The sequence below is a fragment of the Vibrio sp. Vb1337 genome (assembly GCF_033338715.1).
GTDB classification, from domain to species: Bacteria; Pseudomonadota; Gammaproteobacteria; order Enterobacterales; family Vibrionaceae; genus Vibrio; species Vibrio alginolyticus.
Map to the genome: position 1 here is coordinate 13,552 of NZ_JAWOTD010000022.1, position 26,473 is coordinate 40,024.

At 44.8% G+C, this 26,473-nt stretch carries 23 protein-coding genes; 12 read left to right on the forward strand and 11 right to left on the reverse strand.

Features of this window, described 5'->3' with window-relative positions:
• Positions 1-59: 59 nt before the first annotated feature.
• The 8 genes from R7E42_RS19655 to R7E42_RS19690 all read left to right on the forward strand — a co-directional run bounded on the left by R7E42_RS19655 (position 60) and on the right by R7E42_RS19690 (position 11,652).
• Positions 60-1,163, forward strand: coding sequence for an AAA family ATPase (locus R7E42_RS19655; protein ID WP_001888816.1), 1,104 nt, complete (start codon positions 60-62; stop codon positions 1,161-1,163).
• On the forward strand, positions 1,160-1,825 hold the full coding sequence (locus tag R7E42_RS19660; RefSeq protein ID WP_020904482.1) for a DUF4276 family protein: 666 nt from the start codon (positions 1,160-1,162) through the stop codon (positions 1,823-1,825). The genes R7E42_RS19655 and R7E42_RS19660 overlap by 4 nt, the downstream gene beginning before the upstream one ends.
• Positions 1,826-2,000: 175 nt before the next feature.
• The gene (gene hsdR, locus R7E42_RS19665) at positions 2,001-4,316 is read left to right on the forward strand and encodes an EcoAI/FtnUII family type I restriction enzme subunit R (RefSeq protein WP_318072932.1); all 2,316 of its coding nucleotides are present in this window, start codon (positions 2,001-2,003) and stop codon (positions 4,314-4,316) included.
• A 1-nt stretch (position 4,317) separates the two neighbouring features.
• On the forward strand, positions 4,318-6,081 hold the full coding sequence (locus tag R7E42_RS19670) for an AAA family ATPase (protein ID WP_318072933.1): 1,764 nt from the start codon (positions 4,318-4,320) through the stop codon (positions 6,079-6,081).
• Between the two features lie 3 nt (positions 6,082-6,084).
• Complete coding sequence (locus tag R7E42_RS19675) at positions 6,085-7,569, forward strand: type I restriction-modification system subunit M (protein ID WP_264910488.1); 1,485 nt, start codon at positions 6,085-6,087, stop codon at positions 7,567-7,569.
• 2 nt (positions 7,570-7,571) lie between these two features.
• Positions 7,572-8,756, forward strand: a complete 1,185-nt coding sequence (locus R7E42_RS19680) for a restriction endonuclease subunit S (RefSeq protein WP_318072934.1) — start codon at positions 7,572-7,574, stop codon at positions 8,754-8,756.
• 9 nt (positions 8,757-8,765) lie between these two features.
• Positions 8,766-9,908: an SIR2 family protein gene (locus tag R7E42_RS19685; protein WP_318072935.1), complete on the forward strand. Its 1,143-nt coding sequence runs from the start codon at positions 8,766-8,768 to the stop codon at positions 9,906-9,908.
• Position 9,909: 1 nt separating this feature from the next.
• On the forward strand, positions 9,910-11,652 hold the full coding sequence (locus R7E42_RS19690; protein ID WP_318072936.1) for an ATP-binding protein: 1,743 nt from the start codon (positions 9,910-9,912) through the stop codon (positions 11,650-11,652).
• Between the two features lie 73 nt (positions 11,653-11,725).
• Here R7E42_RS19690 and R7E42_RS19695 read toward each other — a convergent pair whose 3' ends face one another.
• From R7E42_RS19695 to fabR, 3 genes are all read right to left on the reverse strand, one after another.
• Positions 11,726-12,985, reverse strand: coding sequence for a tyrosine-type recombinase/integrase (locus R7E42_RS19695; RefSeq protein ID WP_318072937.1), 1,260 nt, complete (start codon positions 12,983-12,985; stop codon positions 11,726-11,728).
• A gap of 294 nt (positions 12,986-13,279) precedes the next feature.
• Positions 13,280-13,645 (reverse strand): YijD family membrane protein, encoded by a 366-nt coding sequence (locus R7E42_RS19700; protein WP_005378634.1) that lies wholly within the window; start codon positions 13,643-13,645, stop codon positions 13,280-13,282.
• Positions 13,645-14,286, reverse strand: coding sequence for an HTH-type transcriptional repressor FabR (gene fabR, locus R7E42_RS19705; protein ID WP_005378632.1), 642 nt, complete (start codon positions 14,284-14,286; stop codon positions 13,645-13,647). Before fabR ends, R7E42_RS19700 begins: the two co-directional genes overlap by 1 nt.
• Before the next feature lie 263 nt (positions 14,287-14,549).
• Between fabR and sthA the strand changes: the two genes are divergently transcribed.
• Positions 14,550-15,980, forward strand: coding sequence for a Si-specific NAD(P)(+) transhydrogenase (gene sthA / locus R7E42_RS19710; RefSeq protein WP_005389689.1), 1,431 nt, complete (start codon positions 14,550-14,552; stop codon positions 15,978-15,980).
• A gap of 57 nt (positions 15,981-16,037) precedes the next feature.
• Here sthA and dinF read toward each other — a convergent pair whose 3' ends face one another.
• Positions 16,038-17,387: an MATE family efflux transporter DinF gene (gene dinF / locus R7E42_RS19715; protein WP_213868978.1), complete on the reverse strand. Its 1,350-nt coding sequence runs from the start codon at positions 17,385-17,387 to the stop codon at positions 16,038-16,040.
• Between the two features lie 55 nt (positions 17,388-17,442).
• Positions 17,443-18,237, reverse strand: coding sequence for a class I SAM-dependent methyltransferase (locus R7E42_RS19720; RefSeq protein WP_318071180.1), 795 nt, complete (start codon positions 18,235-18,237; stop codon positions 17,443-17,445).
• On the opposite strand from R7E42_RS19720, the gene R7E42_RS19725 reads away from it, so the two are divergent.
• Entirely contained in the window at positions 18,220-18,420 is a 201-nt protein-coding gene (locus tag R7E42_RS19725; RefSeq protein WP_318071179.1) for a hypothetical protein, read from the forward strand. The two genes, R7E42_RS19720 and R7E42_RS19725, sit on opposite strands and share 18 nt — an antisense overlap.
• Positions 18,421-18,426: 6 nt before the next feature.
• Here the strand turns inward: R7E42_RS19725 and lexA are convergent, their stop codons facing one another.
• Complete coding sequence (gene lexA, locus R7E42_RS19730) at positions 18,427-19,047, reverse strand: transcriptional repressor LexA (RefSeq protein ID WP_005378682.1); 621 nt, start codon at positions 19,045-19,047, stop codon at positions 18,427-18,429.
• 368 nt (positions 19,048-19,415) lie between these two features.
• On the opposite strand from lexA, the gene plsB reads away from it, so the two are divergent.
• Entirely contained in the window at positions 19,416-21,842 is a 2,427-nt protein-coding gene (gene plsB / locus R7E42_RS19735; RefSeq protein ID WP_053307422.1) for a glycerol-3-phosphate 1-O-acyltransferase PlsB, read from the forward strand.
• Positions 21,843-21,905: 63 nt separating this feature from the next.
• On the opposite strand, the gene ubiA is transcribed toward plsB, so the two are convergent.
• Positions 21,906-22,760, reverse strand: a complete 855-nt coding sequence (ubiA, locus tag R7E42_RS19740) for a 4-hydroxybenzoate octaprenyltransferase (RefSeq protein ID WP_005378684.1) — start codon at positions 22,758-22,760, stop codon at positions 21,906-21,908.
• Positions 22,761-23,300 (reverse strand): chorismate lyase, encoded by a 540-nt coding sequence (locus tag R7E42_RS19745; RefSeq protein ID WP_005378686.1) that lies wholly within the window; start codon positions 23,298-23,300, stop codon positions 22,761-22,763.
• 161 nt (positions 23,301-23,461) lie between these two features.
• On the opposite strand from R7E42_RS19745, the gene R7E42_RS19750 reads away from it, so the two are divergent.
• Positions 23,462-23,872, forward strand: a complete 411-nt coding sequence (locus R7E42_RS19750) for a flagellar basal body-associated protein FliL (protein WP_005378687.1) — start codon at positions 23,462-23,464, stop codon at positions 23,870-23,872.
• 62 nt (positions 23,873-23,934) lie between these two features.
• Here R7E42_RS19750 and glpG read toward each other — a convergent pair whose 3' ends face one another.
• The 3 genes from glpG to rpoH all read right to left on the reverse strand — a co-directional run bounded on the left by glpG (position 23,935) and on the right by rpoH (position 26,448).
• Entirely contained in the window at positions 23,935-24,777 is an 843-nt protein-coding gene (gene glpG / locus R7E42_RS19755; protein ID WP_017821294.1) for a rhomboid family intramembrane serine protease GlpG, read from the reverse strand.
• Positions 24,777-25,097, reverse strand: a complete 321-nt coding sequence (gene glpE / locus R7E42_RS19760) for a thiosulfate sulfurtransferase GlpE (protein WP_005378691.1) — start codon at positions 25,095-25,097, stop codon at positions 24,777-24,779. Before glpE ends, glpG begins: the two co-directional genes overlap by 1 nt.
• 493 nt (positions 25,098-25,590) lie before the next feature.
• Complete coding sequence (gene rpoH / locus R7E42_RS19765; RefSeq protein WP_005378693.1) at positions 25,591-26,448, reverse strand: RNA polymerase sigma factor RpoH; 858 nt, start codon at positions 26,446-26,448, stop codon at positions 25,591-25,593.
• Between the last annotated feature and the right edge of the window lie 25 nt (positions 26,449-26,473).

Sequence of the window (26,473 nt, forward strand, 5' to 3'; positions counted from 1 at the left end):
CTGCTAAATCAACAAGCCATTCAATCAACAATACGTCGTAATCAGAAAAGAGGAAGCCAATGAGTAAGATAGACAGGTTAACCATCCAGGGTTTTAAGTCTATCCGTTCGCTGGATAAGCTACAGCTCAACAACTTAAACGTTCTTATCGGTGCAAATGGCGTCGGTAAAAGTAACTTTGTCAGTTACTTTAGAATGTTGCATGAGTTAGTTGAAGGTCGTTTGCAAGTTTGGACGAGCAAACAAGGTGGCGCTGATCGTGTATTGTCATATGGTGTCAAAGAGACTCAGAAACTTCATACCACTATACGTTTTGGGGTGAATGGCTATTCGGCAGATTTAGAGCCTACTACGGACGATAATTTCACTTTTTCGAGTGAGAAGCTCTATTTCGATGGCCCCTTTTTTGGGGTTACAGAGCCCAGATTAGGAGCTGGGCACAAGGAATCTAACTTAAAGAAAGAGATGCAATCAGGCACGTCATCAAAAGTGGCCTCTTTCTGTTATTCAGCGATTTCTGCCTGGAAGGTTTTCCATTTCCATGATACGAGCGACACAGCAGCAGTAAAGCGCCTTGGGGCAATTCACGATAACGAATATCTACGTTCAGATGCGGGTAACTTAGCCGCCTACTTATTTAAGCTACAGCGTGAAAACGCTGAGGTCTATGCACAAATCTGCAAAACCGTGCGCTTAGCTGTACCATTCTTTGATGACTTCGTTCTCAAACCTATTCCGCTTGCTTCTGGTGAAGAGCAAATACGCTTACTGTGGAAACAAGCCGATAGTGACTACCCTCTTTGGCCAAGTCAGCTTTCCGATGGCTCTATCCGTTTTATTTGTTTGGTCACAGCTTTATTGCAACCTAACCCACCATCGACCATCATCATCGATGAGCCAGAACTAGGCTTACACCCTTATGCGATAACGCTATTAGGGGCATTGTTACGCAGTGCGTCAAAACGGATGCAGGTGATCGTATCTACGCAATCCGTTCCACTGCTCAATGAATTTGAGTTGGATGATCTTATTGTTGTAGAGCGTGAAGAAGGCGCATCGACATTTAAACGCTTAGATGCTGATAAATTCCGTACTTGGCTAGATGATTATTCGGTTGGCGAGCTATGGGAGAAAAACATCATTGGTGGGAGACCATCAAAATGACCATAGTGCATGTAATTTGTGAAGGGCAAACAGAAGAAGCTTTTGTGAAAGAGTTGCTGGTGGAGCCATTTGCCCTTAAAGGCATTTACTTGATGCCAGGGCTTATCGGTCGCCCAGGCCATAAAGGAGGAAACTTCAAGTTTGAACGGCTTGCTCCTGATATCGAAAAGCGTTTGCTGGCAGATCAACAGTGCTATTGCACCACCTTCTTTGATTTCTACGGGTTACCAGAGAGCTTCCCTGGTAAGAATGCCGTCGATGCCAATGCACCTGTCGCTGTTAAGGCTCAAACACTACAAAACGCATTCGCTGAAAAATTGACTGAGAAAATCGGTGCGAACGCTATGCGTCGGTTTATCCCTTACGTGCAGATGTACGAGTTTGAAGCACTGCTCTTCAGCGATCCGATAAAGATGGCTCAAGGTATGGATAGAGTAGAACTAGAAAAGGTATTTACCGAGATCGCAAACAGCTTCGACTCACCAGAACATATCAATAACAGCCCGCAAACAGCACCAAGTAAGCGCATCGAAAAGCATATTTTCGGCTATGAAAAACCACTTTTAGGAACTTTAGCAGCTTTAGAAGTGGGTCTAGAAACAATGCGAGAAAAATGCCCTTTATTTGATACATGGCTAAAAAACATAGAAGCACTGGCTTAACCTTAGTTAAGCCAGCTTTAAGCTCACTTGATTGCATATTTTGATGCAAACCATTGTCCCTCTAGTACTTTTCTCATATTCTTCCTTTAAGTTTTTATTTTGTAGTAGATAAGCTATTGACTAGGAGTCTTACAAAAATCTAGACATCCAGAGTTAAGTCCTTGTGGAGTAGAGAATGTCGTCAGAAGCAGATACCAGAGCAAACTACATCGATCCAGCGTTAAAAGCCGCGCACTGGCAACCAGGCAACATCATTCGGGAACATTACTTTACCGATGGCCGTAAGCTTGCTGGCGGCGTCCGCGGTCGTCGTTGTTTCGTCGATTATCTGCTCCACAAAGACAATCGTTACCTTGCAGTTATTGAAGCAAAAAAAGAATCTGAACATCCAACCAAAGGCCTTCAACAAGCCATCGACTATGCCAAGAAGCTACACGTTCGCTTTGTCTATTCAAGCAACGGTAAACAAACCTATGAGTTCGACTTGGAAACTGGTAAAGGCGACTACATCGAGTTTTACCCAACACCACAAGAGCTTGAAAACCGCTACGCGGGTGTTAATTCGGATCTAGGCCAGCAACTTCGTAATGTGCCCTTTCATTTAGAAGGCGCAATGCAGCCGCGTTATTACCAAGAATTAGCGGTCCATGCCGCCACAGATGCCATTGGTAAAGGTAAGCCTCGCGTGCTGTTAACGCTGGCGACAGGTACAGGTAAAACGTTTATTGCCTTCCAAATCGTCCATAAACTGTTTCAGTCCCGTTGGAACAAAGAAACACCAGGTAGTCGACGACCACGAATATTGTTTTTGGCTGATCGTAATATTTTGGCCGACCAAGCTATCAATACTTTTAACCCCTATGAAAAAGACCTTATTAAGATAAATGGGGAAGAGGTACGCAAGCGTGGCGGTGTAGTGCCAACCAATGCACATATCTTTTTTGCTATCTACCAAGCAATTGCTGAGCGTGAAAACATTGAAGGCTATTACAAAGAGTATCCAAGTGATTTCTTTGACCTTGTAATGATTGACGAGTGTCACCGTGGCAGTGCTAATGAGACAGGCTCTTGGCGAGCCATACTCGATCATTTTGGCAGTGCAGTGCATGTAGGTTTAACAGCCACACCAAAACGTGAAGCTAATGTGGATACCTATGATTACTTTGGAACTCCTGCATTTGAATACTCATTAAAAGACGGTATCAACGATGGCTTTTTAACGCCATATCGTGTTAAGCGGGTACGTACCAACTTAGACGAGCTCGTGCTGACCAAAGATGACCAAGTGATCGAAGGTAAATCAGGGCAAGACGTCTATCAGGTAGAAGATTACGACAAGAAGATCATTGTTGATGAACGTACCGAGCTGGTCGCAAAAGCCATTTTGGACAATATCAATCCACTAGAAAAAACCATCGTCTTTTGCGAAAACCAAAATCATGCTCTCACCATGCGCGACATGATCAATAAACATAAAAAAGTTAAAGACCCACACTACTGCGTTCGTGTAACCAGTGACGAAGGTAAAGTTGGCCGCGAGCTACTGGAAAAATTCCAAGATAATGACAAAGATATCCCCACCATTATTACCTCATCGCAAATGTTAACCACGGGGGTAGACGCCCGTAATGTACGTAACGTAGTGCTGGATAGAACCGTCGGCTCAATGGTGGAATTTAAACAAATTGTCGGTCGCGGCACCCGCGTTTTTGATGGCAAAGACTATTTCACCATTGTCGATTTTCGGGGTGCAACCAATAAGTTTTATGACAAAGATTGGGATGGCGAGCCTGAAGCACCAGAGCCCGGTGGCACAGGGGAGCCTAAACCACCGCCATACACACCAGAACCACCCGGAGGAACAGATGACCCAGAACCTGAACCGGGTGAGACAAAACCTCGGTTGAAAGTAAAGCTCGGCAAACACCGAGAACTGAAGGTCATTGACGTTGAAACTCGTTATATCGATGAAAACGGCAAACCTCTCACTGTGCAAGAATTTGTTGAGCGTTTGATCACCCAATTACCAGGGTTGTTTAAATCAGTTGAGGAATTGCGGCGGATATGGTCAGACCCAGATGAGCGCGAAACCTTGCTCAATAAACTTGTACAAGCAGGTTTTGATAAAGAACAGCTCGCCACTCTGCGACGCATGTTTGAAGCAGAAGAGTGCGATATCTTCGATCTGCTGGCTTTTTTAGCCTTTGAACAGCCAATGGCAACCCGTAAAGCTCGTGCCGATCAAGTACGCACTAACAGCACCTTCTTTAATCAGTACCAACAAGAAAAGGCACAGCAGTTTTTGCACTTTGTGCTCAATCGTTATGAGCAAACTGGCAGCTCAGAGTTATCACGCGAGCGCTTGCCTGCTCTCATCGAGCTATCAGGCTTAGGTACAGTGAAAGACGCCTCAACAGCATTCGGTGGAAAGCCAGCCTATTTACTGGCTGCTTTTAAACAATTACAGCAACAGCTATACCATGTGAACTAAAATGCAATTAACACTAGCACCTAACCCGCTACACGATCAGCCACAAACCTTACATATCAACAAAGTAGCTACTTTAATTGGCGAAAATGGCAGCGGTAAATCCACTATTTTGCAGTCAATTTTTAGCGAGGGACTTAATGGTGGCGATCATGCTCATTTGAGAACGGTATGCTTTTCATCCGGGCAAAATGAGTCTTTCTCAAAGCACTTTAATGAACATGTAAAGAAAATCAGGCGTCGTGGAAAGTCGATGGTTTTATCTTCGTTTTACTACGATAAAACTTGGTCAAAACTATTGGTCTTTTTAGCTACAGCTCTGGTTCGAGACGGCAAAACCAGAACATTTTTACTTGAAAAAGGGTACGCAAAAGAGAGTCAGGATATCAACAGAGACGATATATCAAGTAAGTTGTCATTCTCTTTTCGTGTAGATAAACGCTATGCACAGCGTGTTCAAGATGCATTAAAAAAAGAAGAAGTGGGAGAAAAAGGCACTCTTAGACAAACACCTTTCTACCGCTCGTTAGAAAGTTTTGTAGAAGAACTGATAGACCGTGAGTATTTGTTTGAAGAGAAACTTTCCACCAAGACAATCGAATTATCATCTTACGATTTACTCTCGGTAAAGTTCGCTAGGATTAATCCAGATGAAGACTTGGATGAAGTTGATTTTGGTGACGACCCATCAATCAGTTTTTTAACACAAGCTGTCAATGGCAACTTCATTAACAAAAGAAGCTTCAAGTTAAAGCTTTTGGGCAACATTGAGTTAGATGATTTAAGCGATGGTGAATACCAACTGCTCTTTCTATACGCGTTGATAGACCTTTTTGATGCGCCGAATACTTTATTCCTGTTTGATGAAGCAGATTCGCACCTGCACTACAAAAACGTAGAGAAACTATGGTCTCTATTACACAGCATACAAGGCCATGCGATTACTACGACACACCTGTTGGATTCTATTTCTGCAAAAGAAAACCGCATAGAACATCTGAAAGTGGTGGAGCACGGCCGAATTAACGAAGACAACAAGATCAAGCAACTAATCAGCCGACTCAGTGTACTTTCTCGTGCCAAATCCGTTGAATTTGAGGTGTGTGGCAAGCTGCCTAACATCGCCTTATTAGATGACTACAACGATTGGATTATTTTTACCAAACTTGCGGCACGTGCAGGGCTAGATATAAACCGTCTAGCCACTGTGCATGCCATGAAAAAGTCGTCCAGCTACGCTACTGCTAACGAAACCTTTGGCAAGGGGAAAATAGATTGGTTACATGGCTTAAGCAAGATTGAATCACCACTTGTAACAACACAGATTTTCCTAATTTGTGATCGAGACGAGGCGGCATTGGACTGGAATGCTGCCAATGGCGTTCAAGTGAACGGACAAATGTACCGTGAGTTGCTAAATGCCATTCAATGGCCTCGTTGCACCAACGTATCGCCATATCTATTGGCTTGGAAACGCCGTGAAATCAAAAACTATTTGCTATCATACACCGCATTGGCGCACCTCAATCTGCTTGGCCAAATAAACAATGGTGATATTGCGCAGTGCAATCACCTTCAGTCCAATAATCCTGGTGATAACGACGATATTCGTAGGATGAACGTCAAAGACATTATCAACCCGCTGATTAACACCGATGGCGAAGGCTTAGACCCAGAAAAACTCCAAGCCTATATCGACCTGATTCCGCCAAACGAAATCAGCGAAGACATCACCAATATGTACAATTTTATTATCGGAAAACTATAAGCCATGTCATTACAACAAAAAATTGACCGAATTACCGACATACTGCGCCGCGACGATGGCATTAGTGGTGCTATGCACTATACCGAGCAAACCTCGTGGGTACTGTTCTTAAAGTTTTTGGATGATTATGAATCTGAAAAAGAAGATGAAGCAGTACTATCAGGTAAAGATTATCAACCGGTGTTAGATGAAGAACATCGTTGGTCAAATTGGGCCTGCCCGAAAAACGTCGATGGCAGGCTAGACATTAACAAAGTTCGCACGGGCGATGACTTAACCGATTATGTGAATAACGCGTTATTCCCTTACTTAAAAGGCTTTGCCAATTCAGCTATCACTGGTTCAGGGGTAGACCCAAAGTCTTTTGCCTATAAGATTGGTGCCATCTTCCAGTATTTAGACAACAAGGTGGCGTCTGGCCATACCTTGCGTGAAGTATTGGATATTATCGATACGCTGAACTTCCAATCCAGTGATGAAATGTTTGAGTTGTCGTTGGTTTATGAAGGCCTATTGCAAAACATGGGCGATGCCGGTGGCTATGCGGGTGAATTTTACACCCCGCGCCCAGTAGTGCGTGCCATGATCAAGGCCATTGACCCACAAGCCGGGCAAACCATTTACGATGCAGCGGCTGGCTCGTGCGGATTCCTAGTAGAAGCCTTTGACCACCTGAAAGCAAAAAAGAGTGCGCTTTCTACTGAGCAATGGGACTTTATCCAGCGTGATACCTTCTTTGGTTTCGAAAAAACCTCGCTGGCTTATGTGATGGGCATGATGAACATGATTTTACATGGTATCGAGTCACCCAATTTGTTCCGTGGTAATACCTTAACTCAGAATATCCGCGATATTCAGGAAAAAGACCGTTACGACATTATTCTGGCTAATCCACCGTTTGGCGGGAAAGAAAAAGAGCAGATCCAACAGAACTTTCCCATTAAAGCGAATGCCACCGAATTGCTGTTTATGCAGCACTTTATGAAAACTCTGAAAAGTGGCGGAAAAGCAGCCGTCGTAGTTCCAGAAGGCGTATTATTCCAAACCAACAGCGCCTTCAAACAGGTAAAACAAGAACTGCTGGAAAACTTTAACCTACACACCATTTTAAGCCTACCCGCTGGGGTATTTTTGCCATATTCGGGCGTAAAAACAAACGTGTTGTTTTTTGAACGCAGCGGTTGCACCAGCGATGTGTGGTATTACGAATGTGAGCCTGAGCAAAAGCTCACCAAAAACAAACCGATCACCGATGATCACCTAAAAGAGTTTGTTGAACTGTATAGTAGCCGAGAAAGCACTGAGCGCTCTTGGACGGTATCCGCCAACAAACTCGCAGAAGACTATGACCTATCTGCCAAAAACCCAGCCAAACAAAAAGATGCCGAGCACTTAGCGCCCAGCGATATTCTCAAACAGATCCGCACCAAGGAAAAACTGGTATCTGGCCTGTTGGATGAAATTGAAGATCTGTTGGCGGAGAAATAAGCATGGAACAGGTTTTGTATAAACTGCCTGATGGGTGGGAGTGGAGTAATTTAACCGATGTCTGCACTCCATCAAGAAAAACTGTGGAACCTAACCCTGAGGAACAATATAACTATATTGGCTTAGAGAACATTGAAAGCCATACAGGGAAAGTTATCAGCAACTCTCCAACCAAAGGTTCGGAAATAAGTAGTACAAAAGTTTCGTTCAAGAAAGGGATGGTACTTTATGGAAAGTTAAGGCCATATTTAAACAAAGTAGTTGTGGCTAAAATAGATGGTATAGCTACTACAGAAATCATCCCATTTGAATGTTCTGATGTAATCAGTCCAGACTTTTTAGCTTACTATCTCCGCTCTCAGTATTTCGTTGACTTGGCAATGAATAACTGTTCAGGCGCACGAATGCCAAGAGCTACAACCAAACTGTTTACTCAAATAGCCAAAGTACCTGTTACTTCAATAACTGAACAAAAACGTATCGTTGAAAAACTCGATGCACTGCTCACCCGCATCGACACCGCCATTGAGCATTTGCAGGAAAGTGTCACACTGGCTGATGCGCTAGTTAAAAGCTCACTAAGCGCCATGCTTACTAAGCAAGAGCATTGGGATAAGGTTAGTTTAAGTGATGTTTGCCAAATTACCTCAAAATTATGTGACCCAAGAGAAGAGCAATATTTAGATATGTTCCATATTGGAGGAGCAAACATTGCGTCGTTTAATGGTGAGCTGATAGGTCTAAAAACAGCTAGGGAAGAAAAGCTTATTTCAGGTAAGTTTCCTTTTGATAACAGTATGGTTTTGTACAGTAAAATACGACCGTATCTTATGAAAGTCGCTAGACCATCGTTCTCTGGTATCTGTAGTGCAGACATTTATCCATTAACACCAGACAACCAAAAGATGAGCAGAGATTTTTTATTTTATCTACTGTTATCTGATCTGTTTACGCAATATGCAATTGAAGGCTCTAGTCGAGCAGGAATGCCAAAGGTCAACCGTAACCATTTATTCAACTTTGAATTCTACTTGCCCCCGATTGATGAACAAAAATCCATATGTGAATCTCTGGATGCCTTAGTTGAAAAGACTAATGAAGTGAGTAAAGAGCTGACTGGCAAATTGTCTTATTTAGCAGGCCTGAAGGCTTCAATTCTCGATTCAGCTTTTAAAGGCGAGCTCTAAGGAGGGAGTATGGCATTCGATACCACAGTTTTTGAACAAAAAGAGTTCAGAGAAGCAATCAATAAACTCGAAGAATTGCTCTCACATTCAAAAGCGGTTCTGTTAGGTGCAGGGGCGAGTTTTTGTGCTGGTCTTCCATTAACAAACCAGTTAACAGAAAGTGCACTAATAAGTGACAAGCTCTCCGCTGATTCAAAGCAGGTATTGACTGCCATACAAAACTCTTTTGCTGGCGCAAATCCAGATTCGCACATTGAAGACTACCTAAGCGAGCTGATCGATTGGCTTGCCATCACGGCTCGTCGAGCAAATCGCAATGTAACAACGAGCAAGGTGGCTATTGGTGGCTCTGAATATAGTAACAACCAGCTATTGCAAGCGATAAACGAGATAAAACTAGCGATTTTTGACGTAATCAATATTGAAGTAGATTCTGCTGTACATGAGCGGTTTGTTCAGGCATTGCATCGACCAATGCGACCAGGCAAAGACAACCAGTCGAGCACCATCGATTATCTAGTGATGAACTACGACACGTTAATTGAAGACTCACTCGCACTATCACAATTGAGATATGCCGATGGTTTAGAAGGCGGTGTGTCAGGATGGTGGAACCCTTCGACGTTTGAACAGAACAATCTAGATGCCCGAGTATTTAAGCTACATGGTTCCATCAATTGGGCTGAACATACTTCTTCATCAACACCATTGCGTATTGCTCCACATTTGAAGCGCAGCCAAGATCAAGCTGCAAAGATTATGATTTGGCCTGCATCGACTAAATACCGTGAAACACAACTCGATCCCTATGCGAACTTAATGCACAAAGCGAGATCAGTTTTGAACCCGCGAGGTGGTAGCCAGCGGGTTTTGTTGATCGCCGGTTATAGTTTTGGTGATGCGCATATCAACCTAGAAATCGAACGCGGTTTAAGGGCTTCAAATGACAATTTAACCGTGATTGCGTTTACGAGCGACTCTGAGCCTAGTGGCGTGCTGCAAACTTGGTATGAAGACAGCTCGATCAACGAACAAGTACTGATTTTTTCCGATAAAGGTTTTTATCACGCCGATCACAAGGCAACCTCAGAAAATAGCATTGAATGGTGGAAGTTTGAAAACCTAACCCAGATCCTTGAAGGAGGTATTTGATATGGATAACAAATACCTAAAACCCATTGAGAATCTCTCTATCGGTAAAATTATTGAGGTAGATGGCTCGCGTATTATCGCCGAGCTCGACCCTACTATTTCAGATCTGTCCCGAGTATTTGCTGGTGAAAACTATCCAATTGGGCAATTTGGCTCAATCATCAAAGTTCATTTTGGCCGCCGCTCTATTTATGGTTTAGTCAGTCGATTACGTATGAAGGCTGACTACCAGCTAGAAAAGGGCTTGCCTGCCGCATCTTCAGATGAACGCATTATCGAAGCTGACTTGTTTGGAGAGGGTGAGTGGCGGAGGAAAGGTGAAGATGAGTTTGCCCTTGAGTTTGAACGCGGTGTTGCTACTTATCCACTACCGCAGCAAACCATTTATCTGACACCCAAATCAGAGCTTAGGTTTATTTACGGAGACGCCAAAGGTGCGGTTATTCAACTTGGCGAGCATGTTGGCTCTGGCGGTGCACCTTGTTACGCTGAGTTGAATGAATTATTAGGTAAGCACACTGCCATCCTTGGCTCCACCGGTGCCGGTAAATCAGGTACTGTGGCGGCAGTTATTCACAGTATCCTCGAACGTGGTCAGATAGCCAATCATGAGCACTGGCACCCACAAATTATTATCCTTGACCCACATAATGAATACGGCAAAGCGTTCCCTGCACACCAACGTTTATCAACCGATGAAGGTTCACTAAAACTACCGTATTGGTTACTCGATTTAGAAGAGTCGTTAAGCTTGTTTATCGGCAAGACCGAGTTTGCAGCAACATCACAATCAAACATAATTAAAAATGCCCTAATAGCGGTTCGTGAGACAGCAGCTGGACAGCTTGGGCTTGATAATAATCAGTTAACGGTTGACTCGCCGATCCCTTACATTATTGGAAGTGCAGAAGGCTTAGATCATTTCGGATTCAAAGATGGAGCACGATACGAAGAAGGATTAATCGGTGCCATCAACGCGCAGCGACCAGAAAACAAAGATAAAAAGCAGCATGAGGATTTTAGTCGAGTTATTCGAAAGATAGATTCATTGCTAAAAGATGGTCGACTCAAATTCATGATGGAAAGTTGGGATGGTGACAAAGATCCGTTACCTACAATCGTCAATCAGTTCTTAACGCAGCAAACCACAGTGCAGATTGTTGACTTGTCTGGTGTACCCAATGAAGTGGCAGGGGTAGCTAGCGCTGCAATAGCGAGAATCGTGTTTCAGCTTAAAGTCTGGCAAACCGAAGCTGAACGGCAAAATAGCCCTGTACTTTTGGTGTGCGAAGAGGCACACCGATACGTACCGAATCGTGGTGAAGCTCAGTATGAGGCAGCGCAGTCTGCAATTCGTCGAATTGCGAAGGAAGGCCGTAAGTATGGCGTTGGTCTGTTACTCATTTCTCAGAGACCGAGTGAAGTTGAGGCAACGGTGTTATCGCAATGCAACTCATGGATTGTACTTCGAATAACCAATGATGCCGACCGTGAACATGTTCGTAGTGTGTTACCGGATTCGATGTCTGGCTTAACAAAAATGCTCTCCGGTTTAAGACGTCAGGAGGCCATATTTGTCGGACAAGCAGCAACGTTACCAACTAGAGTGATGATTCGCAGCTTATCTGATGACCAGTTGCCTCGCTCAAATGATGTTAATTTCGATAAAGGTTGGCAGCAACAGGCGATGACAATCGAACAAATTGGTGATGTGGTTACGAAGTGGCGCTATCAGTCAAAGTAAGCCCTGTCCATATTTACACATAATAGCCGGGAGCTTGATGCTCCCGTTCTTTTTTATTTTTTGTGCCATATTGCTATGCCGATTTCGACGCAGACAACGGCACTACGTTGGCAACCGTCAGAGCTTGCAACTTCTCGCCCCACGCTTGCAGTACCACTAACTGCTCTTCAAGGTAATCATGATGGTTGTATACCCGCAACATGCCTGGTAGCTGGTGGCCAACCGTTTTTTCGATCGCCACGATATCTAGCCCCATTTCGCTGCAACGGCTGATAAACGTACGGCGCAGATCGTGTGGTGAGAAACGTTCAAAATCATCCGGTAAATTACGTTTGATTAGCGCGCGTACTGCTGCGGGTTCTTGAACCTTATCGGCCAAAAGCTGAGGCCAAACAAGTTTCCATTTACTAGGTACGCTCTCACGCTGCTCTTTAAGAAGTGCCAGCAGGTAATCACTTAATGGCACTTTTCGGCTCTCCTGGCTTTTGGTGTGACGATCCTCTGAACTGGCAGGTAACAACCATACCTTCTCTTGCAAATCTACCTCACTCCAGCGCATTTCAAGCACGGCACTAATACGTTGCCCACACCCGATCAAAAACTGCATTAAACGGACGTTTGAGGGCTCTGTACGCCAAGAAGGCAAACTGGTTAGCAAAGTCTTCAACTCTGAAAAGCTCAAATTGCGTTTTGTGACCTTAGAGCCACCACCGACATCCTTGGATTTCAAATGTGGTGCAGGGTGAGCGCCGAGCATATTCAAAGCTAGCGCATGGTTGAGCACCTGATTGATTATTCTATGGCATGCACTAATCGCACCCGCCTTTCTTTTTCCACTCTCATCAACCTTGGCATCAAACACTTTATTGAGATCATGAATTCTCAACTCTTCTAGTTTGATGTGACCTAGAAACGGTTTGATATCGCGGGTGTAGGTTGCCCTCGCCTGTTCTCCCCGCAGCTGCTTAGATAAACGCTTTTCATCAAAACTGGCAAAAGCATCGTCAAAGGTTTTCGCTTCCTCTTGCTCGCGCTGCTCTCGCGCTAGTTCCAGCTTCGGATTCTTATTATTTTCCAGCCAACTGCGGTAACGCCCCGCTTCTGTTCGAGCCTGTTCAAGTGTCATCCCCGTTTCCGGTTTCAACTTAACATACCGCCCCATAGTGATTTTTTCGTGTTTTTTGCCAACCTGAAAGCGAAAGATCCAAGTCATAGTGCCCGTTGGGCGAACACGAATATTCAATCCTTCAATTTTCTTATCTGGAACTAAGTATTCTTTGTTTTGTGCTTTCAATGATTGCAACGTGGCATTGGTGCTAATTCGCTTGGTCATGGTTTAAAAACCTCTGCATTTCTGGGTACGGCTCTGGGTACGGCGTGGGGTACGGGGAAAGACGAGTTTTCATTGTACGGCTAAAGACACCCCTGGACAATCAACAATTAAAATTCAAATAAAAACAATAAATTAAAATACAGACCTGGATTTTAGAAGACGCCACAAGATTCAGAGTTCGATTTACCCACCACATGGAAGCGGGCGTGCTATTGGAACGCAAAGCGTAACCCACCGCGTCAAATACAAAAAAAGCGAGCTCAATGGCTCGCTTTTTAATTTGATTCGTTTTGCTTATTCCGCAGAAGTCTTCTTGCTGACAAAACCTAGCTTCTTACCAATCCATGCGAGTAAGATCATTGAAACCATGATCGCAAAGAAGTTTGAGCCTGCTTCTGGGTATTGCGCTTTAATAAACGCAGAGTGACCAAACGCACCTACGAAGAAACACGCCAAGCCAACTAATGGGATATCTTCTGATACCGGATTATTTAGGTACTCTTGGTAAAGAGCTTGTACAGCCAGTACGAGTGCAATCAATGGGAAGATTGAAAACGATACTTCACTCATGGTCAACCATGACAACAAAGCATCACCACACATACCTGCAACCAGTGCCAAAATCAGCGTTTTCTTTTCAGATTTATTTCCATTCGACATTATTCTATCCCGCCTTTTAATCGGTTACGTTCACGTTCTTTGCGATACCAATAGGCCCCTTTGGCTATCATTCGCAATTGCATGATCAATCGCTCGGCGAGTTCATCGCGCTCACGTCGATCTAAATCTAAAGCTTCAGCCCCCGAACTGAAAACCAAAGTCACAGACGCTTCTGCTTGAGTATACGCCTCTTCTCTGGTCACGCCGGTGCTCATTAAATACTCGGTTAATTCTGCCGCAAAATGCTGGATTTCTCGAGCAACAGCGGTACGAAATTCAGCAGAAGTGCCGGAGCGCTCACGCAACAACAAACGAAAAACGTTCGGACTACTTTCAATGAATTCCATAAAGGTTTCGACCGAGGTACGAATTACGCTACCTTCTTTCACAATACGTTGACGCGCCTGACGCATCAGTTGGCGTAGTAGCAAACCGCCTTCATCAACCATGGTTAAGCCTAGCTCATCCATATCTTTGAAGTGACGGTAAAAAGAAGTCGGTGCAATCCCTGCCTCTCGGGCGACTTCTCGCAAGCTAAGGCTGGAAAAGCTGCGATCCGCACTTAATTGACTAAATGCCGCATCGATCAATGATCGACGTGTCTTCTCTTTTTGTTGTGCGCGGATTCCCATCGATTTCATTCTTAACTTGCTCTTTTTCTGTAGGGTACAAGAGCCTCAATATAACGCAATTTGCTCCTACGGAGAAAGATATGTTGCTTCGCTCGCTCTGAGCGCCGAGAACGTTACTATTGGCATGCATCTAATTGCAATGTTCTCGATGCAATTTATAGACATACAACATACCAAATCATCCTTTTGTTCGATTCTGCGTGATCACTTCCACTCTCTAACAGGCATTACGTGTACCAATAGAGTAAATGAGTTAAAATCGCGCTAAAGCAATGTTAAGCAAATATAACAAGGAAGGCATCATGGCGCATGTTAATCACTATGACGTGATCGTAATCGGTAGTGGCCCTGGCGGAGAAGGGGCTGCAATGGGATTAACCAAAGCGGGACTGAATGTTGCCATTGTCGAGAAAGAAAGCAGTGTCGGCGGCGGTTGTACTCACTGGGGTACCATTCCATCAAAAGCACTGCGTCATGCCGTTAGCCGCATCATCGAATTTAATAGCAACCCGCTATTTTGTCGAAACAACACCAGCGTTCATGCAACATTTTCTGACATTTTAGGTCATGCTAAATCGGTCATTGATAAGCAAACTCGACTTCGTCAGGGCTTTTATGACCGTAACTCATGCACACTTTTGTTCGGAACCGCGCGATTTATCGATAACTACTCAATTGCAGTGATGCAAAGCGACGGTACAGAAGAAATCTATTCTGCGGATAAGTTTGTCATCGCGACGGGTTCTCGCCCGTATCAGCCTAACGACGTAGATTTCTTGCATGAGCGCATCTACGACAGTGATTCCATTTTGAGCCTGAAACACGACCCTCGCCATATCATCATTTACGGTGCGGGCGTTATCGGTTGTGAATACGCTTCTATCTTCCGCGGCCTTGGAGTGAAAACCGACCTTATCAATACCCGCGACCGCTTGTTGGAGTTTTTGGATAACGAAGTGTCAGATGCGCTGTCTTACCACTTCTGGAACAGCGGTGTGGTAATTCGTAATGATGAGACCTATGAAAAAATCGAAGGCACAGAAGATGGTGTGATTATTCACCTACAATCTGGCAAGAAGATGAAGGCTGACTGCTTGTTGTATGCGAATGGTCGAACAGGTAACACCGATAAGTTGAATTTGGGTGCAGTGGGTCTGGAAGCGGACTCTCGCGGACAACTAAAAGTAAACCGTAACTACCAAACCGATATTGAACACATTTACGCTGTAGGCGATGTCATCGGTTACCCTAGCCTTGCAAGCGCCGCTTATGACCAAGGGCGATTTGTCGCACAAGCCATTACGAAAGGTCAGGCAGAAAACTATCTGATTGATGATATTCCAACGGGTATCTACACCATCCCAGAGATTAGCTCTGTGGGTAAAACCGAGCAAGAGCTAACAGCTGCGAAAGTACCGTATGAAGTAGGACGCTCTTCGTTCAAGCATCTAGCTCGTGCACAGATCGCAGGAAAAGACATCGGTAGCTTGAAGATATTGTTCCATCGTGAAACCAAAGAAATTTTAGGGATTCACTGTTTTGGCGAACGTGCCGCGGAAATTATCCACATCGGTCAAGCCATTATGGAGCAAAAAGGCTCAGCGAATACCATCGAGTATTTCGTCAATACCACCTTCAACTATCCAACAATGGCCGAAGCGTATCGTGTCGCTGCGTTGAATGGTTTGAACCGCTTGTTCTAATCTATGCTTCTTGATAGCAGACAGAAAAACAGCAGGCTTGGACCTGCTGTTTTTATATCAACATTGTGCTAGGAAGGTATCCTTGTGCCATTGGTAGAGAAAGATAACCCCTAAACCAATACCCCGCATCAACATAAAGCTCGTCATTGCAAACCACAGCGCGTGATTTTCCCACTCGGCGAATAAGTAAAAGACAACGAAGAAACTGCTGGTCGCGACAAACATACTATTGCGCATGTCTTTGCCTTTGGTTGCACCGACAAAAATGCCATCCAATAGAAAGCACCACATCGACGCAAGTGGCATCACCACCAGCCAAGGTAGATACACCGCTGCTTGCTGTTGTACCGTCTCAATTGAAGTGATCATGGCGATCAACTCCGATCCCGCCAAACCAAAGAGCGCGGTCAGTCCTAAGCAAATAACCAAACTCCAAAAGAAAGTGCCGACAAGCGATGCACTCAATTGTTGCCTATCTTTGGCACCAATCGCCTTCCCGACCATGGCCTCCATTGCATAAGCAAAGCCATCCATGCCATACGAGATAATCATCAGGAAGCTCATCAGAACCGCATTTGCAGCGACAACCTCATCACCAAAGCTCGCGCCTTGGAACGTCATAAAGCTAAAAGCCGCTTGCAGACACAAAGAGCGCAAGAAAATATCGCGATTCAATTTCACGAAGCGCCCTAAACCATGTTGAGTGCTGGCTAGCAACTTTTGAGGTGATGGTAATTGTCTCTCTCGCCAGGTTTTCCAGACACACATGAGACCAAAACCCATGCCTGAGTAGTCAGCAATCACTGATGCCAGCGCAGCGCCTTCTACTTTCCACCCCAAACCAATCACAAACAACAAATCGAGGGCAATATTAGTCACGTTGGTGATGATCACCATCCACATTGGTGCTTTGGAATTTTGCGTTCCGAGCAGCCACCCCAACAACACAAAGTTCATTAGCGCTGCGGGGGCACTCCACACACGGATAGAGAAATATTGCATGCCGTAGTGTTTTACCTCTGCGCTGGCGTCACTCCAGCCAAAGATCAAATCAGCAATCGGGTTATGGGCAATAAGGAAGACTAACGCAAACAGCAGCGCCATAAGTGAGCCTTGCATAAACACCAAGGCAAGTTGCTTTCGGTCTTCACCGCCATAGGACTGCGCCGCCAACCCAGTAGTCGACATACGCAAAAAACCAAGCAGCCAAAACGTCACGCTGATCATGGTGCTGCCCAACGCAACACCACCCAAATACCAAGCGTGGTCTAGATGACCAATCACCGCAGCATCGACCAAACCGAGCAATGGAACAGTAATATTCGACAGCACCATAGGTATCGCTAAAGCTAAGACTTGGCGATGAACTTTTGGGTTAGATAAAGGAGAGAAGATTGAATTTGTCACAGGCACCTCATCAGTAAGATCGACGAGTGTACCTGAGCGCTTAACGACTAGCCAATTACCACTTGATGTGAACGAGGACTGGCGTGAGGCGATGCTTCAACATTGGAATCTTATTAAGCCAACGCTGCCAAGCTTTCCAACGAGAACAGAATCTATCGAATGGCGAGAAAGCTTTCACCCACTGTGCCCATGGTAACCATTGCAATATCTGTGCTGCAGGCGCTTCAAAGCCATGAGCATAACGATCAGAGCCAAGCTTTTGCCCCCACTTGGTTTCCGTTAAATCTCCTGCCAGCACCATACATAGTTCAGCAGAAACAAAATGTCGACCCAAGGTTTGAATAAATTTCGCGACTTGACGCTCTGTGCAATCGAGCAGTGCCATTTCACATAAAATGAGCACCGGTGCTTGCTCTGGAATGGCTAACGTCTCTAGCCACGACATTTTATCCACACTGCCACAGCGATGTTCATAGCGTTCATTTTTGTGGAACAAGCGCTGACGCCATACCAAATTTTCCGTCACATCCAGCTCTATCCAATGGCAGCGTCCATTATCCAAGCGATAAAAGCGGGTATCCAGCCCCGCTCCGACATTGATTATCCAAGCATCGGGATACTGCTGTAAGAAGTGACTAACCTGCTGGTCACAAAGCTGAGTCAGCGTCACGTGCAGCAATTGCTTCTGCGCAATATCACCACTCAAACAATCCGGCGCCATCTTACAGCTCAAACACGCTTTAGCAGCTATCGGATCGTACACCAAGCCATTGTCGACCATGCTTTCACGGCTACGCAATAACAGTGGCTTTAATAAATGGTTAGGAACTTGATGTTTAGACTGAGACATGGGCATTTCCTGCGCCAGAGAGAAAACATAGACATTGAAATAGATGATAATGAATATCAATTACATTATCAAGCTTATAAATTGGTCAAAACAAACAAGGTCAAGATGATGATCAAGCTTTTGGAGGAAGTAGAAAAAGAGAAAAGAAGAGAAAAGACAGCCCAGATCAACTGGGCTGCTTAAACACACTTACATCCAATCGGTATTGCGAATAATACCAACGGCTAAGCCTTCAATCGTAAGGTGCTGAGACGTTAAGTCCACTTGAATTGGGGCAAACTCTTCATTCTCAGCATGCAGTAATATGGTTGAACCTTTGCGCTCCAAACGCTTCACAGTCACATCATCATCAACACGCGCAACGACAACTTGACCGTCTCTCACGTCTTGGGTTTTATGCACCGCGAGCAAATCGCCATCCATAATCCCGATGTCTTTCATACTCTCGCCATTTACACGAAGTAAGAAATCCGCTTGCGGTTTGAACATCGCAGGATCGACTTGGTAGTGCGCCTCTACGTGCTCTTGAGCCAAGATTGGCTCACCCGCTGCGACTTGACCAATCAAAGGCAAACCCTGCTCATCATTGGCTGCGTCTTCAAGCAGGATACGAATCCCACGAGAAGCGCCTGGAATAATTTCAATTGCTTGCTTACGAGCAAGCGCTTTTAGGTGTTCCTCTGCGGCATTCGCAGAGCGGAAGCCAAGCTCACGCGCAATCTCTGCACGAGTTGGTGGCATTCCGGTGTCATCGATTTTACTTTTAATCAAATCGAAGACTTGTTGTTGGCGTGGCGTTAACGGCTTCATGTCTCACCTGTCTTTTTATACAGTTAACTGTGAGTATATCCAGTAAATGCTCAAATGAAAACCCAATTGGTTGTTTTTTAATTTATTTGTGGGGAGCTTTCAGCTTACCGATTAAGTTCATTCTTTATTCGTTTAAAACACCGACTTTTCAGTTAATCAAGTCAAAGCAATAACTTAGGGGTTCGACTAATTTACAGCCAATAAAATTAAAAGGTTTGACCAGTTTCTGGTATCCTTGCAGCGCTTAAATTTTATCGCCTAGGCTTATTTCTATTGCCGTACTCATCTCTTTTTATAGAGAAGACATGCAAAGCGGAAACTGAAATAAGGTTAGGCCTGTTTGAATACCTATTGAGGCTGTGAACTTTATGTCTTCTGGACAATCATTTTCACGTTCATTACTAAAACTACCTTTATCGGTACTGGTAAAGGGCACCACAATCCCGTCGAACCCGATTGAAGATCTGAACATCGACCTAACTAAACCGATTGTATATGCCCTGCCGTTCCGCTCGAACGTGGATTTGCTGACACTGCAAAAACAAGCCATGAGCCTTGGTCTACCCGACCCGCTCAGCCCGCTGGAAATCAATGGCAAAACGCTGAACCGTTTCGTCTTTATCGCTGCGCGTCCAACTGTGATGAACAACGATAATGATGTCCCAACAGATTCTGTCTCTCTGTTCACTGACTTACTGGAACTGCACAAGCTGGATAGTGAGTTGGATGTTCAAATGATCCCTGCAACCGTGCTTTGGGGTCGTAAGCCAGGTAAAGAAGAGAACCAAAAGCCTTACCTTCAACCGATGAATGGTCCGCAAAAAGCCAAAGCGGTAATGGCGGCGGGACGCGACTGCTTAGTTCGCTTTAGTCCTGTGGTATCTCTGCGTTATATGGCAGACTCTCACGGTACCGACAGCGCAATTGCGCACAAACTGGCTCGCGTGGCGCGTATCCACTTCTCACGCCAGAAACTGGCTGCTTCAGGCCCAAACCTGCCACAACGACAAGTGTTGTTTGCTCGTTTACTAAAATCTCCAGCTATTGAACTGGCGATTGCTGACGAAGCCAAGAGCAAAAACATCTCGATTGATAAGGCACGTAAAGAAGCCCACGACATCATGGATGAAATCGCCGCCGACTTCTCCTACAGTCTGGTGAAAAACGGCGACCGCATCCTGAGTTGGTTATGGACAAAACTATACCAAGGTTTGCACATCAATAACGCCTCGACTGTGCGTCGTTTAGCGCAAGACGGCCACGAAATTGTGTACGTTCCGTGTCACCGTAGTCACATGGACTACCTGCTGTTGTCTTATGTTTTATACCATGAAGGCATGGTGCCTCCGCACATTGCGGCAGGCATTAACTTGAACTTCTTCCCGGCCGGTCCGCTTTTCCGTCGTGGTGGGGCGTTCTTTATTCGTCGTAGTTTTAAAGGCAACAAACTGTACTCAACCATTTTCCGTGAGTATCTAGCTGAGCTGTTTGCCAAAGGCTATTCAGTCGAGTACTTCAGTGAGGGTGGTCGTTCACGTACAGGTCGCTTACTGCAAGCGAAAACGGGTATGCTGGCTATGACCATCCAAGCAATGCTACGTGGTCTAAACCGCCCAGTAACACTAGTGCCGGTCTACATCGGTTACGAGCACGTAATGGAAGTAGGCACTTACGCGAAAGAGCTGCGTGGCAAACGCAAAGAGAAAGAAAACGCAGGGCTTGTACTGCGTACTCTGCGTAAACTGCGTAACTTTGGTTTGGGCTATGTGAACTTCGGTGAGCCAATTCAGCTCAACCAATACTTGAACGAGCATGCTCCTGAGTGGACGAAAGACATCGACAGCATGGGTGGTAACAAACCACAATGGATGAATCCTGTGGTGAACGACCTCGCTAATAAGATGATGACGCACATCAATGATGCGGCGGCGGCAAACGCGTTGACCTTGTGTGCAACCGCACTGCTTGCTTCTCGTCAACGTGCACTTTCTCGTGACTCGCTGATCAACCAGATCGAGTGTTACTTAAAGCTACTCAAAAATAATCCGTACTCAAGCACCTCCACTATCCCTACCGAAAGTGCTGAGGAGTTGGTCGATCATGCAATTTCGCTTGATAAGTTCGTGATTGAAACCGATAGCATGGGTGACATCATTTCGCTGGACCGTAGCCAATCGATCCTGATGACTTACTATCGCAACAACATCATTCACTTGTTCGCTCTGCCGTCATTAATTGCCCAAATGCTCATTCGTCAGCGCAACCTTTCGGTAGCCAAGATTCAAGCGAATGTCGCGCAAATCTACCCATTCTTGAAGAAAGAGCTGTTCTTAAGTTACCAAGAAGACGAGTTAGATGAATTGGTCGTTAAAACACTGCATGAATTTGCCGATCAGAAAATGATTAGTCTGGATGGTGATAAGCTAGAGATCAATCAGTCGAACAACCAGCCTTTGGTTCTGTTAGGTCGCACGATAACTGAAACGCTGCAACGCTACTCTATCGCGATGAACTTGCTTGTTGCTTACCCTGAACTCGGTAAATCGGACCTAGAGCAGAAGAGCCAAGATATTGCTCAGCGCCTAGGGCGTTTGCACGGTATTAATGCGCCAGAATTCTTCGATAAAGGTGTGTTTACCGCGATGTTCAATACGCTCAAACAGCAAAAATACCTCGATAACGATGGTAACTGTGACACGAAGAAAACGCAGCAATTTGCACGACTACTGTTCACTCTGCTTTATCCAGAAGTGAAACTGACGATCGAAGAGAGTATTCACCAACTTCGGTCGTAACCGTTTTATCTTCTTTCAATAAGAAAAAGGCATCCAATCGGATGCCTTTTTCTATTTCTTCGCTTACCAAAATGCGACCAGTAACCCTATCGCTATCACCATGCCAACATAATTGTTGTTAAGGAAAGCCTTAAAGCACAACTCACGCTCACGGTGACGAATTAAGTGCTGCTGATAAACAAACAACGACGCTGCAATCAAAAGGGTCCAGTAGTAACTTTGTCCCAATTGGTAGAACTGCCCTAACCAAACCAACATCGCGAGTGTAATCAGTTGCAACACACCAATAATAAGCTTGTCATGACGACCAAACAGAATTGCCGTCGATTTAATGCCAATCTTTAGATCATCATCTCGGTCTACCATCGCATATTGAGTGTCGTACGCAATGGTCCACAAAGCGTTAATGAGGAACAAAAACCAAACAATCAATGGTAATTCCCCAGTTTGTGCAGCCCACGCCATTGGAATCGCCCAGCTAAAAGCCAAGCCTAAAAATAGCTGTGGAATATGAGTGTAACGCTTCATAAATGGATAGATGAACGCCAACACAATGCCAGCGAAGGATAGCTGAATCGTCAGCGGGTTCATGGTCAGCACTAACAAAAACGAGCTGATACCCAAAACCAAAAATAATCCAATCGCTTCTTTTGCTGTCACTTTCCCTGATGGCAGTGGACGTTGCTTAGTACGCTTTACATGGCCGTCGACTTTGCGATCTGCAAAATCATTAATCACGCACCCCGCACTACGCATTAGGAAAACACCCAATACAAACACGATGAATACATCCCAACTTGGCATCCCTTGGGCTGAGATAATTAGCGCCCAAATCGTTGGCCACATCAGTAACAGTGAACCAATCGGGCGATCCATGCGCATCAGTTGCCAATATGCTTTGGCTTTTTCTGCGGACATTTACACTGTCTCCTTAGCGTAAACTGGTGAATTAGATAAGAATAACTCGGCGACTAGCATCGGTTTGTGATTCATCCACAACCTTGAGCGTCGCGCTAACAAACGTCCTTCTGGTACGGCTACCCATCCCATTTGTAAAGAGTCTCGCTCAACGTTATCTGCGCTGAACACTGTTAATCCTAATGGGATATCCCCTTGTTGAGCCAAATCATACTGCTGATCAACTAAGGTTGAGCGAGGAATCAATGTCCGCCCAATAACCCAGTTATTATTGTCACCGCACAAAATTACCTCTCTCAGTAAGCAATCTTGTTCGGACAATAACTGGCTTTCGTCCTGTTTTAATGTCGCTGCAGTGACGATCTGATTTTGTAGCAATTCTACCGTTAACGCTTGGCAGTGCTGTTTTAAACGACGTGACAAAGACCCTTGCTCTTCAAGCCAATGCTTGGCAAATTCATTTGGAAATTCGAATTCTTCGGGGTTTTGCCACTCTACTTCCAATAAAGAAGCAAGATAGAGTGATGTTGGCTGATTCATACTAGTATTCAATTGGAGGCTTTATGCGTACAATAAAGCAACAACTTACCGTCCATAGTAATGTATGTAACCGTAAGTTCCGTTATTTGTTATAGACGGCCCATTGTATCAAGACTGAAGCGATTCGAATATCGCGATCCAGAGAAAGAAAAGTTAGAAATATGTACAAACGTTATATAGCCCAAATTATTTTTGCGTTAACCATACTATTCGCCGCACCAAGTTGGGCTGAAACGGAAGAAGCTGGACCTAAGTTGGCATACTTTACCCTAGAGCCTGATCTCACTACTAACTTTTACACCAAAGGCAAAAAGTTAGGTTATGTGCAAGTGCGCATCGACATCATGGTAATGAGTCAACAAGATTTATCAGTTGTTGAGCATCACCAACCTTTGATTCGCGATGCAGTGATTGAATTATTGGGTAAGCAAACAGAAGATACGATTAAGTCCCTTTCTGGCCGAGAAGATCTGCGCAAAACTTTAGTGACGACCCTCAACGAAACGCTTTTGCCTGAAACAGGTAAAACCATCATTGCCGATTTGTTGTTTACAAAATACCTTTATCAATAAACCCAAATCCGTTTTGAACATAAAAAAGACCGCTCTTGAGCGGTCTTTTCATTTCATCTGCTTTAGGCTTGCTGTTGGTATTTCATCTTGCCTGAATCAAACAGCGCAATCGCCATCCCCGACAGTAGCCCAACTAAGTGAGCGGTGTTTGCAATCGCCATAAATGGCTGCACAAAACCAAGAACTAACCATACCAACATAAAGACGATGATTGGCTTGGGTAGCGTAAGGCCTAAATGTGGCAAGCGGTAACCCAGTATCCACAAATAACCAAGCAGTGCATAGACCACGCCAGACAAGCCGCCGAAGTTAGCCCCTTCAACATAGAACTGGCCTGCCCCTGAAAGCGCTGCCGACACCACAAAGAGTTGCAATAGCTTACCGGAACCGAGACGACGTTCGATGTCGCCACCCAACTGCCACCACCATAGTAAGTTAAACACGATGTGAGTTACTGAAAAGTGCAGTAACGCATGACTTAGCCATCGCCACACTTGCCATTGTTGCCCCTCAAAAGCCGGGAAGTGCAACAACTTAAACACGCCATTGCCAAAGCCAAACATTTGTAACAAGTAGATGATGATACAGACTGTCATGATCAGCAAAGTCATGGGGCCAGCTTTCGCTTTGACCATGCTTATGATACTCGGGCTGGAATAATGAAATGTGCTCTTACGAGTATCGGCAACGTCCCACGAGGCTGCGCTGTATTTTGAATCAGACGGATTAGCAAGGAACTGCTTAAGTTCGGCTTCCGCTTCTATTTCATGCTGGCTATCAGTCAGCCACAGCGCAAACTGCCCATCTCCTTCTGGCATCATTTCGATGTCAATTTGGCGAGAGGCCATATAATCAATAAAGGCTTGCGCCATACGTGGATTATTTAACGTTACCAATCTCTTCATTAACTTCTCACTATCGGTAGTTCTGCTCGATGCCAGGCTTCAAAGCCACCATCTACACTGTACACCTGTTCAAAGCCTTGGTTAACCAAATATTGCGCTGCACCTTGGCTACTAATGCCGTGGTAACACATCACTAGAATAGGTTGTTCGAACTCCACTTCATCCATAAACGCAACGATCGTATCGTTAGTTAAATGATACGCGGACTCCGCATGCGCAACGGCAAACGATTGAGGGTCACGGATATCTACAAGCTTCGCATCACCCTGCTCGAGCAGCGCTTGCGCACCTTGTACATCGATATGCTTAAACTGATCCATTTACTTTCTCATTGTCTTATTAATATACCCAAGCAACCTCGAACCTAACGTACTAATCAGCACCCGTGGTACAGCATAAAATCCATATTTGAAGTTGCTTGGGTATACTGCCGCTATTGTAACCTATCCAACGGCAAACTTAGACACATGGATAATCAGGGTTTTCAAAAGTGTACACATTCCAACCATTTGTGGATAAAGCTGTGAATTGCGTTGATAAAGTGTATTTGGATCTTTTGATCCACAATATGTAGTGATGATCCTGATCTAACTGTGTGTATATCTATAACTATCCCCAGATGGAAAAGTGCTTGAATCCCTTACTTTGTCCGGGTTTCGAACAGTTGATAAATAATTACTTCACAGAGTTATACACAGGTAGCACATAAAATCCGGATCGCAAACGCTATCGATTTTCGATCGACAATAAAAAAGCCGAGATCACATGATCTCGGCTTTCTATGAAAATCTTACTTTCAATTAGCAGTGGAAATTAAAATTCACCCACGGCCAATTTTAGTTTCTTCATTGCATTTTTTTCTAGCTGGCGAATACGCTCGGCAGAAACACCGAACTCATCAGCTAAGTCTTGCAATGTTGCTTTCTCATCATCTAACCAACGAGAACGCACGATGCGCTGACTACGCTCATCCAAACTCGCTAATGCATGACCCAAGCGATTGTTGGTGTGCATTTCCCAGTTGGCGGCTTCAATGTTGTCGGCCACATCAGACGATTTGTCTTCTAGGTATAGCATCGGCGCTGTGTAAGCGTTTGAACTGTCGTCTTCATCAGTTGGCATATCAAAGGTTGAATCCACCGCCGCTAAGCGTGATTCCATCTCGCGAACTTCAGAAGGCTCAACACCTAACTCGCGCGCAACGGTTTCCACTTCACCGTTGTTAAACCAACCCAAGCGCTTTTTCGACTTACGCAGGTTGAAGAACAATTTACGTTGCGCTTTAGTGGTCGCAATTTTCACGATACGCCAGTTACGTAGCACGTATTCGTGGATCTCTGCTTTGATCCAGTGGACAGCAAAAGAAACCAAGCGAACCCCTACTTCTGGGTTAAAACGCTTAACGGCTTTCATTAGACCGATGTTACCCTCTTGCACAAGATCCGCCATCGGCAAACCGTAGCCAGAGTAACCACGAGCAACGTGAACAACGAATCGTAGGTGCGAAAGAATTAGACCTTTTGCAGCCTCAATCTCACCTTTATAGTGTAATCGTTCTGCCAGCTCACGCTCTTCGTCTGCAGTCAGCATTGGGTAGCTGTTTACTGAGCGAATATAGCTATCAAGGCTATCTTGCGTGACTAGAGCCATCGGATACGCTTCTTTTGTCATTCAATTCCTCATCAATCTCTGATCT

Bases quoted from the DNA above. Each gene is read 5' to 3' on its own strand.
- R7E42_RS19655 (WP_001888816.1), top strand. From the start codon at position 60: ATGAGTAAGATAGACAGGTTAACCATCCAGGGTTTTAAGTCTATCCGT.
- R7E42_RS19660 (WP_020904482.1), top strand. From the start codon at position 1,160: ATGACCATAGTGCATGTAATTTGTGAAGGGCAAACAGAAGAAGCTTTT.
- hsdR (WP_318072932.1), top strand. From the start codon at position 2,001: ATGTCGTCAGAAGCAGATACCAGAGCAAACTACATCGATCCAGCGTTA.
- R7E42_RS19670 (WP_318072933.1), top strand. From the start codon at position 4,318: ATGCAATTAACACTAGCACCTAACCCGCTACACGATCAGCCACAAACC.
- R7E42_RS19675 (WP_264910488.1), top strand. From the start codon at position 6,085: ATGTCATTACAACAAAAAATTGACCGAATTACCGACATACTGCGCCGC.
- R7E42_RS19680 (WP_318072934.1), top strand. From the start codon at position 7,572: ATGGAACAGGTTTTGTATAAACTGCCTGATGGGTGGGAGTGGAGTAAT.
- R7E42_RS19685 (WP_318072935.1), top strand. From the start codon at position 8,766: ATGGCATTCGATACCACAGTTTTTGAACAAAAAGAGTTCAGAGAAGCA.
- R7E42_RS19690 (WP_318072936.1), top strand. From the start codon at position 9,910: ATGGATAACAAATACCTAAAACCCATTGAGAATCTCTCTATCGGTAAA.
- R7E42_RS19695 (WP_318072937.1), bottom strand. From the start codon at position 12,985: ATGACCAAGCGAATTAGCACCAATGCCACGTTGCAATCATTGAAAGCA.
- R7E42_RS19700 (WP_005378634.1), bottom strand. From the start codon at position 13,645: ATGTCGAATGGAAATAAATCTGAAAAGAAAACGCTGATTTTGGCACTG.
- fabR (WP_005378632.1), bottom strand. From the start codon at position 14,286: ATGAAATCGATGGGAATCCGCGCACAACAAAAAGAGAAGACACGTCGA.
- sthA (WP_005389689.1), top strand. From the start codon at position 14,550: ATGTTAAGCAAATATAACAAGGAAGGCATCATGGCGCATGTTAATCAC.
- R7E42_RS19725 (WP_318071179.1), top strand. From the start codon at position 18,220: ATGTTTAGACTGAGACATGGGCATTTCCTGCGCCAGAGAGAAAACATA.
- R7E42_RS19720 (WP_318071180.1), bottom strand. From the start codon at position 18,237: ATGTCTCAGTCTAAACATCAAGTTCCTAACCATTTATTAAAGCCACTG.
- lexA (WP_005378682.1), bottom strand. From the start codon at position 19,047: ATGAAGCCGTTAACGCCACGCCAACAACAAGTCTTCGATTTGATTAAA.
- plsB (WP_053307422.1), top strand. From the start codon at position 19,416: ATGTCTTCTGGACAATCATTTTCACGTTCATTACTAAAACTACCTTTA.
- ubiA (WP_005378684.1), bottom strand. From the start codon at position 22,760: ATGTCCGCAGAAAAAGCCAAAGCATATTGGCAACTGATGCGCATGGAT.
- R7E42_RS19745 (WP_005378686.1), bottom strand. From the start codon at position 23,300: ATGAATCAGCCAACATCACTCTATCTTGCTTCTTTATTGGAAGTAGAG.
- R7E42_RS19750 (WP_005378687.1), top strand. From the start codon at position 23,462: ATGTACAAACGTTATATAGCCCAAATTATTTTTGCGTTAACCATACTA.
- glpG (WP_017821294.1), bottom strand. From the start codon at position 24,777: ATGAAGAGATTGGTAACGTTAAATAATCCACGTATGGCGCAAGCCTTT.
- glpE (WP_005378691.1), bottom strand. From the start codon at position 25,097: ATGGATCAGTTTAAGCATATCGATGTACAAGGTGCGCAAGCGCTGCTC.
- rpoH (WP_005378693.1), bottom strand. From the start codon at position 26,448: ATGACAAAAGAAGCGTATCCGATGGCTCTAGTCACGCAAGATAGCCTT.